This is a genomic window from Pseudomonas sp. P4_C1, assembly GCF_056402155.1.
This window is the reverse complement of record NZ_JBFUHY010000115.1, coordinates 1-10,960: the sequence shown is the minus strand read 5'-3', so window position 1 is coordinate 10,960 and position 10,960 is coordinate 1. Positions and strand designations below refer to the sequence as shown.

The 10,960-nt window shown below is 59.8% G+C and carries 10 protein-coding genes and 1 pseudogene; 3 read left to right on the top strand and 8 right to left on the bottom strand.

Annotated elements, in window-relative coordinates; all coding sequences use genetic code 11:
• Positions 1–92: 92 nt before the first annotated feature.
• A complete protein-coding gene (locus AC1DU9_RS28690; protein WP_223462798.1) occupies positions 93–782 on the bottom strand; it encodes an SDR family oxidoreductase in 690 nt (229 codons plus the stop codon).
• A 19-nt stretch (positions 783–801) separates the two neighbouring features.
• A pseudogene (locus tag AC1DU9_RS28685) lies at positions 802–984 on the bottom strand (MerR family transcriptional regulator); the annotation flags it as partial.
• A 68-nt stretch (positions 985–1,052) separates the two neighbouring features.
• Between AC1DU9_RS28685 and AC1DU9_RS28680 the strand changes: the two are divergent.
• The gene (locus tag AC1DU9_RS28680; protein WP_477811158.1) at positions 1,053–1,535 is read left to right on the top strand and encodes a hypothetical protein; all 483 of its coding nucleotides are present in this window, start codon (positions 1,053–1,055) and stop codon (positions 1,533–1,535) included.
• Here AC1DU9_RS28680 and AC1DU9_RS28675 read toward each other — a convergent pair.
• The 6 genes from AC1DU9_RS28675 to AC1DU9_RS28650 all read right to left on the bottom strand — a co-directional run bounded on the left by AC1DU9_RS28675 (position 1,532) and on the right by AC1DU9_RS28650 (position 8,004).
• A complete protein-coding gene (locus AC1DU9_RS28675; RefSeq protein WP_223462800.1) occupies positions 1,532–2,458 on the bottom strand; it encodes an ABC transporter permease in 927 nt (308 codons plus the stop codon). The genes AC1DU9_RS28680 and AC1DU9_RS28675 overlap by 4 nt on opposite strands.
• A complete protein-coding gene (locus AC1DU9_RS28670) occupies positions 2,458–3,564 on the bottom strand; it encodes an ABC transporter permease (protein WP_477811157.1) in 1,107 nt (368 codons plus the stop codon). Before AC1DU9_RS28670 ends, AC1DU9_RS28675 begins: the two co-directional genes overlap by 1 nt.
• Before the next feature lie 11 nt (positions 3,565–3,575).
• A complete protein-coding gene (locus AC1DU9_RS28665; RefSeq protein ID WP_457266115.1) occupies positions 3,576–5,141 on the bottom strand; it encodes an ABC transporter ATP-binding protein in 1,566 nt (521 codons plus the stop codon).
• 547 nt (positions 5,142–5,688) lie between these two features.
• Entirely contained in the window at positions 5,689–6,273 is a 585-nt protein-coding gene (locus AC1DU9_RS28660; RefSeq protein WP_223462803.1) for an IMPACT family protein, read from the bottom strand.
• Positions 6,274–6,291: 18 nt separating this feature from the next.
• Complete coding sequence (locus tag AC1DU9_RS28655; protein WP_223462804.1) at positions 6,292–6,942, bottom strand: TetR/AcrR family transcriptional regulator; 651 nt, start codon at positions 6,940–6,942, stop codon at positions 6,292–6,294.
• Between the two features lie 141 nt (positions 6,943–7,083).
• Complete coding sequence (locus AC1DU9_RS28650; RefSeq protein WP_477811156.1) at positions 7,084–8,004, bottom strand: LysR family transcriptional regulator; 921 nt, start codon at positions 8,002–8,004, stop codon at positions 7,084–7,086.
• A gap of 139 nt (positions 8,005–8,143) precedes the next feature.
• Between AC1DU9_RS28650 and aptA the strand changes: the two genes are divergently transcribed.
• Together aptA and AC1DU9_RS28640 are read left to right on the top strand one after the other, a co-directional pair.
• Entirely contained in the window at positions 8,144–9,493 is a 1,350-nt protein-coding gene (gene aptA / locus AC1DU9_RS28645; RefSeq protein ID WP_223462806.1) for an omega-aminotransferase AptA, read from the top strand.
• Between the two features lie 74 nt (positions 9,494–9,567).
• Positions 9,568–10,960: CoA-acylating methylmalonate-semialdehyde dehydrogenase (locus AC1DU9_RS28640; RefSeq protein WP_477811155.1), on the top strand; the 1,393-nt coding region annotated here is incomplete at its 3' end.

The window sequence follows — 10,960 nt, the reverse complement described above, 5'->3', positions numbered from 1 at the left end:
AGCTTGCTCGCGATAGCGGTTTACCAGACACAGATGTTGTTGACTGACACTCCGCAATCGCGAGCAAGCTCGCTCCCACAGGTTATGGGGTGTTACCAGGGAATGGTTTCACCCCGGTAATTGATGAAGTGATGCCCGCCCTTGCCGACATACGCATTCACCTGATCTACCAGGCCACGGGTGCTGGTTTCCACGTCGATGTCAGCGCCTTCACCGCCCATATCGGTTTTCACCCAGCCCGGGTGCAGCGACAGCACGGTGAGACTGGTTTCGCCCAACTGAGTGACGAAGCTGTTGGTCATGGAGTTCAGCGCCGCCTTGCTGGCCTTGTACAACGCCAGCTCCGGTGCGTCGGGCATGGTCACGCTGCCCAGCACCGAGCTCATGAAGGCCAGCACGCCGGTGTCCGGGCGAATCCGGTCGACAAAACGCTGGGCCAGGTTGATCGGCGCCACGGCGTTGGTGAAGAACAGTTGACCGACTTCGGCCATTGTCGCGCCGCCGTTCGGCGTCTGGACATCCGGCCCCTTGACCCCGGCATTGACGAACAACAGGTCAAACACATCACCCTTGAGTTGTTGGCTCAGGGCGGACACCGCCTGCTGATCGTCCATGTCGAGCTTTTCGATCTGCACATCGCCCAAGGCCTGCAAGGCTTCGGCTTTTTGCGGATCGCGCACGGTGGCGGTGACTTGCCAGCCATCGGCCAGCAGGGTTTTCACCAGCCCGAGGCCAAGCCCCCGGGAGGCGCCGATGATGAGTGCAGTTTTTGCCTTGGACATGAGTGGCTTCCTTGAAAATTCAGAGTCGTGGATTCAATGGACACTGTTGCCCCAGCCGTTGTTGCAACTTGTCGCGCAGCGCGCCGAGTTCGGACATGCGGGCTGCGATCAGTTTGAGTTTGTCTTGCAGCAATTGCGTGACGGCACTGTCGGGATCGGGTGACTGCCAGATTGCAGCGACGCTGTTGCCGATCGCGCCGAGGGGGCTTGACCCTGGAGCATACTCCAGGCTTTAGCCTTGTTGCTCCCTGAATTGATGGAGCAATGTCGATGTGGACTACAACGCAATATCGCCGGTTGGTGCAAGGTAGTGCCTGGTATGACTTGATCGTGATGCTCGCGTTTGTCACGCCGTGGAGTTTTGCAGCGTTGCATGGGGTTTTGATGGGCGTGAGTCAGGCGTTGAGTTTGCCCGGTGAGCTGCCACCGTTCGAACCGGCGCACATGTTGATGGCGAATCTGCTGGGGTCGATTGTCTGCGTATGGTCGGTGCTGCGGATTCGTGATCCGCAGCAGGTTTATGGGCGGTATGACGCCGTGGGCAGATTCCTGTTCTCGGCCTGGCAGGCCTATGCCCTGATCCGTGGCGCGAGTTCGATTCTGGTGGTTTTTCTGGTGTTTGAATTGGCGTGGGGCGTGGCTCAGGTGTTGCCAGTGCGGACGCCATCGCGAGCAAGCTCGCTCCCACAGGTACTGCATTATCCTTGTGGGAGCGAGCTTGCTCGCGATGAGGCCAGATCAGGCAACTCTTAATGCCCAGCCTGCCACGGCTGCCCCAACGACACCGGCGCATATAACCGTGTGCGCAGCGCGTCCCGTGACAGCAGCACCAGCACCACAATGGTTGCGACATACGGCAGCATCGCCAGCAGACTGGACGCAATTGCCAGCCCCAACCCCTGCGCCACCAGGTGCAGGATGCTGGCGAGCCCGAACAGGTAGGCGCCGAGCAGCAGGCGCCACACCCGCCAACTGGCGAACACCACCAGCGCCAGGGCAATCCAGCCGCGCCCGGCGCTCATGTTCTCCGCCCACATCGGCGTGTACGCCAGGGACAGATAAGCCCCGGCCAACCCTGCCATTGCGCCGCCGAACAACACCGCCAACGTGCGTACAACCAAAACCGGCAAGCCCATGGCGCTGGCAGCGTCGGGATTTTCGCCGACCGCTTGAATGATCAGCCCGATGCGGCTTTTCAGAATCACCCAGGCCACCAGTGCGAACAACGCGAACGACAGATACACCAACAGGTCCTGGGCAAACAGCATCCGCCCGATCAGTGGGATCTCACTCAAATACGGAATCGCCATCGGCTCGAAACCCGCCAGCGGCTTGCCGACCCACGCCGCACCGACGAAGGTCGACAGACCCACGCCGAAAATCGTCAGGGCCAGACCGGTGGCCACCTGATTGGCGTTGAACACCAGCGCCACCAGCGCAAACAACGACGACAACAACATCCCGGCGAGCATCGCCAACGACACACCGAGCCACAGGTTGCCGGAATTGAACGCGACGATGAAACCGATCACCGCGCCAAACAGCATCATGCCTTCCTGGCCCAGGTTGAGGACGCCGCTTTTCTCGCAGATCAGTTCCCCCAGCGCCACCAGCAGCAACGGCGTACCGCAGCGGACCATGGCGTAGAAAATATTGCTCAGCAGATCGATATCCATCACAGCGCTCCTGCTTGTACGGCGGTGGCTTGGGCGCGGCGGGTCCAGCGCAGGTTCAAGCGCGGTCGGTAGAGAATCAGCACATCGCTGGCCAGCAGGAAAAACAGCATCATGCCCTGGAACAATTGGGTGATCGCTTGCGGCAGGTTCAGGCTCATTTGTGCGCTTTCGCCGCCGATGTACAGCAGCGCCATCAATAGGCTGGAAAACAGGATGCCGACAGGATTCAGGCGGCCGAGAAACGCCACGGTAATCGCCGCGTAGCCGTAGCCCGGCGAGACCTGCGGCACCAACTGGCCGATGGGGCCGGTGACTTCGCATACCCCGGCAAGCCCTGCCAGGCCGCCGCTGATCAACAGCACAAGCCAGATCAGGCGCTTCTCGCGAAAGCCGACAAAACCGGCGGCACGTTTGTCCAGCCCGAGCACTTTGATCTGGAAACCGACAAAGCTTTTCTGCAACAACACCCAAACCGCCACTAGCGCGAGCAGGGCGAAATACACTCCGGCATGCACCCGGCCATCCTCCATCAACAGCGGCAAGCGGCTGGCGTCACCGAACATCGCTGACTCGGGGAAATTGAATCCCGCGGGGTCTTTCAATGGGCCGTGAACGCAGAACAGCAACAGGTTCAGTGCGATGTAGTTGAGCATGATGCTGGTCAGGATCTCATTAGCGTTGAAGCGTGTACGCAACCACGCCGTCAGGCCGGCCCACGCGGCACCCGCCAGGGAGCCCGTGAGCAGGATCAGCACCAGTGCCCAGCGGCTTTGTATATCAATGATGTTCACTGCCAGTGCACTGCCGGCCAACGCACCGAGCAGCAGTTGACCTTCGGCGCCGATGTTCCAGATGCGCGCCTGATAGGCGACGGCCAGGCCTAATGCGCACAGCAGAATCGGCAGGGCTTTGACCAGCAATTCGGAGACACCATACAGGTCGCTGACCGGCGCGATCAGCAGTGTGTGCAAGGTTAACAGCGGGTCGTGCCCGAGTGCGATAAACAACAACGATCCACAGCCCAGGGTCAGTGCAGCCGCCAGCAATGGCGAGCACCACAGCATCAGGCGCGATTGCTGGCCACGGGGTTCAAGGGAAAGCAGCATGTGACACTCCGTTAGCGCGTGGCGGATGCGAGTGATTGAGGGGTGTCGAACTGGCCGGCCATCCAGCCGCCGACATCGCTCAGGCGCGTATCGACAGTGGCGTGGAGCGCGGACAGTCGACCGCCGCACAAGGCACCGAGGCGGTCGCTGATCTGGAACAATTCGTCGAGGTCTTCGGAGATCACCAGGATCGCCGCGCCGGCATCGCGCAAGGCAATCAGTGCGCGGTGAATGGTGGCGGCCGCGCCGACGTCCACCCCCCAGGTCGGGTGCGCGGCGACCAGCAGTCTGGGTTGCTGAAGGATTTCCCGGCCGAGGATGAATTTCTGCAAATTGCCGCCGGACAGGCTGCGGGCCGGAGTCTGGCTATCGGGCGTCTTCACACCGAAGCGACGGATGATTTCCTCGGCCAGCGCTTCGACTTTGCCGCGCAGAATCAGACCGTGACTCACCAATCCTTGCTGAAAAGCGCTCAGCAGCGCGTTATCCGCCAGGCTCAACTCTGGCACCGCACCATGTCCCAGGCGTTCGGCAGGGACGAATGCCAGGCCAAGTTGGCGGCGTGCATCGGGGCGCAAATGGGCGACGGGCTCCTTGCCAAAACGGATCGTCGAGCTGACGTTGCGAGGCAGTAGCTCTTCGCCACTGAGCAAGGCCAGCAACTCATCCTGGCCATTGCCGGCGACACCGGCGATGCCGACAATTTCACCACGGCGCACTTCAAGGTCGATGTTGGCAAGCGAGCAGCCAAACGGGTCCGGGTTGTGCCAGGACAAGCCACGGACATCAAGGAACGCATCACCTCCGGTAACCTTCGGATAGTCTGCGATCAACTCCGCCGCTTCACCGACCATCAACCGCGCCAACTGCTGATCCGAACACTTGGCCGGCAGGCAATGCCCGGCCACCCGTCCGCCGCGCAGTACCGTCGCGCTATGGCACAACGCGCGGACTTCCCCGAGCTTGTGGCTGATGAACAAAATGCTGCAGCCCTCAGCGGCGAGCCGGCGCAGGGTGACGAACAGTTCGTCAGCTTCCTGCGGAGTCAGCACTGAGGTCGGTTCATCGAGAATCAGCAGACGGATGTCCTGCATCAGGCAGCGAATGATTTCCACCCTTTGCCGTTCACCGATCGACAGACTGTGGACAAGTCGCTCCGGTTCCAGCGTCATGCCGTAGCGGCGGGACACTTCGCGAATCTTCGGCTCAAGCTGTCTGGGTGTGCCTGCCGCCGCGCCCATGGCCAGGGCAATGTTCTGCGCCACGCTCAGGGTTTCGAACAGCGAAAAATGCTGGAACACCATGCCGATTCCCAGACCGCGCGCCTGGGCCGGGTTGCGCAGGCTCACCCGCTGACCTTGCCAGATCACCTCGCCCGAATCGGCGTGGGTGACACCGTAGATGATCTTCATCAGCGTGCTTTTGCCCGCGCCGTTTTCACCGAGCAGGGCATGGATCTCGCCAGGGGCAATGGTCAGGTCGATGGCGTCGTTGGCCAGGCAACCGGGATAGCGTTTGCTGATTCTGCGCAGTTGCAGGCGCGGAACCGGATCGAGGATTAGAGCGTGATTGGGCATGACAGGCTCGGTGCTATTGGACTTGTGCCTGTGGATAAAGCAATTTTCTGGCCATCTGGTCAGGAAAATGTCGAAGTCCAGCGAGCAGAGGCGTTGAGTACGCGGCTTTCATATGTGCCACGCAGAGTCCGGCACCACATGGGGGCAATGGTGCAAATCAAGCCCCGATTTTGCTCGTGCGGTTTTGCTCAAAAAATGAGCAACCGACCACACGCCATACCGTGCAGGGCGTCGAGACGGCCATGAACGGGTTATCCACAGATTGCTCCACAGTATTTGTGCGCAAGCTCAAAGCATGGGTATAAGCACTGAGTGGCTTTCTTCTAAAGGCGATAAACCGTTGTAACTGGCTGTTTTTATTTGAATTTGATGTGCTTGATGGCAAATAGGACGAAAATTGAGCAAAGTCCGCAAAGCCGTATGACACAAGGGTTACAGCCGTATGTGCTCAGGTTATCCACAGCCGGGTGCACAGCAGATGTGGGCAAATATGGAATAAGTGAAAAAGCAGCGTGCCCCAAAAGATTGCAGCTTGTGCTGAAGCTTTTTAGCGCTGCTGCAACAAAATACGTCCACGACTCAAATCGGCCAGTTGTGACTGGAGGATGTCGATTTGCGCATCACCCACGGCCAACTGTAACTCGACACCATTGGCGGTGAAGGTTTCATCCACAACCAACCCGCCTGCCTCAGCCACCCGTAGCTTGACCAGGGTCAATTCGGCAAATCCGCAAGCGCAACGCAGCTGCACCCGGCTGATCAGCTCGATCTTCGGTGCCGCTTGCAGGCATTTGTTTGCACCACCGCCATAGGCCCGGGCGAGCCCACCGGTGCCCAGCTGGATGCCGCCATACCAGCGAATCACCAGCACCACGACCTGATCGCAATCCTGCGCTTCGATCGCCGCCAGAATCGGCCGGCCGGCCGTACCGCCGGGCTCGCCATCATCAGTGCTGCGATACTGATCGCCGAGTTTCCACGCCCAGCAGTTGTGCGAGGCATTCAAGTCACTGTGCTGTTCAATGAACGCCTGGGCCTCGGCCGGGGTGGAGACTGGCGCGGCGAAGGTAATGAAGCGGCTCTTGCGAATCTCTTCGCGGTATTCGCAAAAACCGCTGAGGGTAAATGGCATACGTACCTGAATGGCTACTTAGATGGCAGGTTTCAGGCCGCAGCCCTTGAGAATGATGCGGATCAGGTTGTCCCCGGCGTCTTCCATGTCCTGTTTGGTCAACCTGGTGCGCCCGGTGACGCGGCAGATCTGCGTGGCAAAGTCGGCGTAATGCTGGGTGCTGCCCCACAACAGGAAGATCAGATGCACCGGGTCGACCGGGTCCATTTTACCGGCGTCGATCCAGGCCTGGAACACGCCCGCACGGCCCTGAAACCAGGTGCGATAATCCTGGTTGAAATACTCGGTCAGGCATTCACCGCCGCTGATGACTTCCATGGCGAAAATCCGCGAGGCTTGTGGCTGGCGTCGGGAGAACTCCATTTTCGCACGGATGTAACGGGTCAATGCTTCGCTCGGATCGTCTTCGGCGGTGAGGGTGTTGAAGGTACTGTCCCACAACTCGATGATGTTGCTCAGCACCGCCACGTACAAACCGAGCTTGTTGGTGAAGTAGTAATGCAGGTTTGCCTTGGGCAACCCGGCATTCTGGGCGATGGTGTTCATGCTCGTGCCTTTGTACCCGTGACGGGCGAACTCGTCTTCGGCGGCTTTGATGATGGTCTCTTCGTTTTTCTGACGAATGCGGCTGAGGGGTTTTGCGCCGTGGGCTGGGACTTCAAAGGTCATAGGCACTTCCGAGAAGATGAGTGGGTGCAACCTGTGCGTTGATAGCGTACCCGCAGGCTACAGACAAGTATTTGGGGCAAAACCAATCTACTGTGGGAGCGACGGTGCGGCGCTCCCACAGGACTTCTTCAATTATGCAATTCAACGCGTCGCCGCAAGACTCTCGAGAAAACTCTCCAACACCAGATGGGGTCGACGCCCCTTACGTGTGACCGACGCCAGGCTCAGGTCATAGAAGCGCGTTTTCGCTTTCAACGCGCGCAATCGACCTTGCTGCACCCAAAGACTCGCGTAGTGATCCGGCAGGTAACCGATATAGCGTCCGGTCAGGATCAGGAACGCCATGCCTTCACGGTCCGAGGCGCTGGCGGTGCAATTGAGCGCCTGGTAGTGGGCCTGGATCTCTGCCGGCAAACGGAAGGTGGGTGCAATGGCGTCCTGACTGTTCAGGCGTTCGTCGTCCAGTTGTTTGTCGTCGGCATAAAACAATGGGTGGCCGACTGCGCAGTACAACAGCGACCGCTCGCTATACAGCGGTTGATACTCCAGCCCCGATAGTGCGCTGGCCTGCGGTACCACGCCGACGTGCAGGCGACCGTCGAGCACGCCTTGTTCGACTTCATTGGGCGCGATCATGCGGATCTGGATCTGCACGTCCGGGCCGCGTTCCTTCAATTGCGCGAGGGCATGGGTGATGCRCATGTGGGGCAGGGTGACCAGGTTGTCCGTCAAACCAATGATCAATTCGCCGCGCAAGTGCTGGTGCAGGCCGTTGACCTCGGTACGGAAGCTTTCCAGTGCACTTAGCAGTTGCAACGCCGATTGATAGACCTCGCGACCTTCTTCTGTCAGGGAAAACCCGGCACGTCCACGTTGGCACAGACGCAGGCCGAGACGTTGCTCCAGATCGCTCATCTGCTGGCTGATCGCCGAGCGCCCGATGCCCAGTACGGTTTCCGCCGCGGAGAAGCCGCCGCATTCCACCACGCTGCGAAAGATCCTCAGCAGGCGAATATCAAAGTCGCTGACCTGGGCCAGCGGATCGGGACGGCGAGTGCTCATGCGGGTTACTCAAAAGTTTAGTAATGGGCTGACTGAACATTAGAAGAGTTGCATTTCACCGACTTTATCTCCGTGGCAATTTAGCTGCAACAACGGTTTTCAATCCTTACGCCGCTTATTGCCTTGCGAGGTTTCGCCCATGAACCAGCCTGAAAACGCCCCGACTTCCCTGGCCAGCCAGCTCAAGCTCGATGCTCACTGGATGCCTTACACCGCCAACCGTAACTTTCTGCGCGACCCACGCTTGATCGTTGGCGCCGAAGGCAGCTGGCTGATCGACGACAAGGGCCGCAAGGTATACGACTCGCTGTCCGGTCTGTGGACCTGTGGCGCCGGGCACACCCGCAAGGAAATCCAGGAAGCGGTCGCCAAGCAGCTGGGTACCCTCGATTACTCGCCGGGCTTCCAGTACGGCCATCCGCTGTCCTTCCAGTTGGCTGAGAAAATCACCGACCTGACCCCGGGCAACCTGAACCACGTGTTCTTCACCGACTCGGGCTCCGAGTGTGCTGACACCGCCGTGAAGATGGTGCGTGCTTACTGGCGTCTGAAAGGCCAGTCGACCAAGACCAAAATGATCGGCCGTGCCCGTGGCTACCACGGTGTGAACATCGCCGGCACCAGCCTCGGTGGCGTGAATGGCAACCGCAAGCTGTTCGGTCAGGCGATGATGGACGTCGACCACCTGCCGCACACTTTGCTGGCAAGCAACGCTTACTCCCGTGGCATGCCGGAGCAGGGCGGTATCGCCCTGGCTGACGAACTGCTGAAACTGATCGAACTGCACGATGCATCGAACATCGCTGCTGTGTTCGTCGAGCCATTGGCCGGTTCCGCTGGCGTACTGGTTCCACCACAGGGTTACCTTAAGCGTTTGCGTGAAATCTGCGACCAGCACAACATCCTGCTGGTGTTCGACGAAGTGATCACCGGTTTCGGTCGTACCGGCACCATGTTCGGCGCCACCACCTTCGGTGTGACCCCGGACCTGATGTGCATCGCCAAGCAAGTCACCAACGGTGCAATCCCGATGGGTGCGGTGATTGCCAGCTCCGAGATCTACCAGACCTTCATGAATCAGCCGACGCCTGAATACGCGGTTGAATTCCCCCACGGCTACACCTATTCCGCGCACCCGGTGGCTTGCGCCGCGGGTCTTGCCGCACTCGACCTGCTGCAAAAGGAAAACCTGGTGCAGAGCGTGGCCGAAGTCGCGCCGCATTTCGAAAATGCGCTGCATGGCCTGAAAGGCACCAAGAACATCATCGACATCCGCAACTACGGCCTGGCCGGCGCGATCCAGATCGCAGCGCGTGACGGCGACGCCATCGTGCGTCCGTTCGAAGCCGGCATGGCGCTGTGGAAAGCCGGGTTCTACGTGCGCTTCGGCGGCGACACCCTGCAGTTCGGCCCAACCTTCAACAGCAAGCCGCAGGACCTGGATCGTCTGTTCGACGCGGTCGGCGAAGTGCTGAGCAAGATTGACTGATTTCTCCTTCTATATACCTACAAACAACAGGCGCTCCGAAGCGAGCGCCTGTGGACAACTTTTCAGGAGCTTCCATGAGCGTTATTCCGCATTTGATCAATGGCGAACTGGTGACCGAGAACGGTCGCGCGGTTGATGTGTTCAACCCGTCTACCGGCCAGGCTATTCACAAGTTGCCGCTGGCGACCCGCGAAACCATCCAGAGCGCCATCGACGCGGCCAAGGCTGCATTCCCGGCCTGGCGCAATACGCCGCCGGCCAAGCGTGCCCAAGTGATGTTCCGCTTCAAGCAACTGCTGGAGCAAAACGAGGCGCGTATTGCTCAACTGATCAGCGAAGAACACGGCAAGACTCTGGAAGATGCGGCCGGTGAACTGAAGCGCGGTATCGAGAACGTCGAGTTCGCTTGTGCGGCTCCGGAAATTCTCAAAGGCGAATACAGCCGTAACGTCGGACCGAATATCGATGCCTGGTCGGACTTCCAACCACTGGGCGTGGTTGCCGGTATCACTCCGTTCAACTTCCCGGCCATGGTGCCGTTGTGGATGTACCCGCTGGCGATCGTCTGCGGCAACTGCTTTATCCTCAAGCCGTCCGAGCGTGATCCGAGCTCGACGCTGTTGATCGCCCAGTTGCTGCTGGAGGCTGGTCTGCCTAAAGGCGTACTGAGCGTGGTGCATGGTGACAAGACCGCGGTGGACGCATTGATCGAAGCGCCGGAAGTCAAAGCGCTGAGCTTCGTTGGTTCGACGCCGATTGCCGAATACATCTATTCCGAAGGCACCAAGCGCGGCAAACGCGTTCAGGCCCTGGGCGGTGCGAAGAACCATGCCGTGCTGATGCCGGATGCAGACCTGGACAACGCCGTCAGCGCACTGATGGGCGCGGCTTACGGTTCTTGCGGCGAGCGTTGCATGGCGATCTCCGTGGCCGTGTGTGTCGGTGACCAGGTCGCAGATGCTCTAGTGGCCAAACTGGTTCCGCAAATCCAGGCGCTGAAAATCGGTGCCGGCACTTCCTGCGGTCTGGACATGGGGCCTCTGGTGACTGGCCAGGCGCGCGACAAGGTCAGCGGTTATGTAGAAGACGGCGTAGCCGCCGGCGCGACGCTGGTAGTGGACGGCCGTGGCCTGACCGTGGCTGGCCACGAGGAAGGCTTCTTCCTGGGTGGCTGCCTGTTCGACAACGTCACGCCAGAAATGCGCATCTATAAAGAAGAGATCTTCGGGCCGGTGCTGTGCGTCGTTCGGGTCAACAGCCTGGAAGAAGCCATGCAACTGATCAACGATCACGAATATGGCAACGGCACCTGCATCTTCACCCGTGACGGCGAAGCGGCGCGGTTGTTCTGCGACGAGATCGAAGTCGGCATGGTCGGTGTCAACGTACCGCTGCCGGTGCCGGTGGCTTATCACAGCTTTGGCGGCTGGAAGCGTTCGCTGTTCGGCGACCTGCACGCCTATGGCC

Excerpts from the sequence above, each read along its gene's own strand:
- AC1DU9_RS28690 (WP_223462798.1), bottom strand. The coding sequence starts at position 782 with ATGTCCAAGGCAAAAACTGCACTCATCATCGGCGCCTCCCGGGGGCTT.
- AC1DU9_RS28680 (WP_477811158.1), top strand. The coding sequence starts at position 1,053 with ATGTGGACTACAACGCAATATCGCCGGTTGGTGCAAGGTAGTGCCTGG.
- AC1DU9_RS28675 (WP_223462800.1), bottom strand. The coding sequence starts at position 2,458 with ATGGATATCGATCTGCTGAGCAATATTTTCTACGCCATGGTCCGCTGC.
- AC1DU9_RS28670 (WP_477811157.1), bottom strand. The coding sequence starts at position 3,564 with ATGCTGCTTTCCCTTGAACCCCGTGGCCAGCAATCGCGCCTGATGCTG.
- AC1DU9_RS28665 (WP_457266115.1), bottom strand. The coding sequence starts at position 5,141 with ATGCCCAATCACGCTCTAATCCTCGATCCGGTTCCGCGCCTGCAACTG.
- AC1DU9_RS28660 (WP_223462803.1), bottom strand. The coding sequence starts at position 6,273 with ATGCCATTTACCCTCAGCGGTTTTTGCGAATACCGCGAAGAGATTCGC.
- AC1DU9_RS28655 (WP_223462804.1), bottom strand. The coding sequence starts at position 6,942 with ATGACCTTTGAAGTCCCAGCCCACGGCGCAAAACCCCTCAGCCGCATT.
- aptA (WP_223462806.1), top strand. The coding sequence starts at position 8,144 with ATGAACCAGCCTGAAAACGCCCCGACTTCCCTGGCCAGCCAGCTCAAG.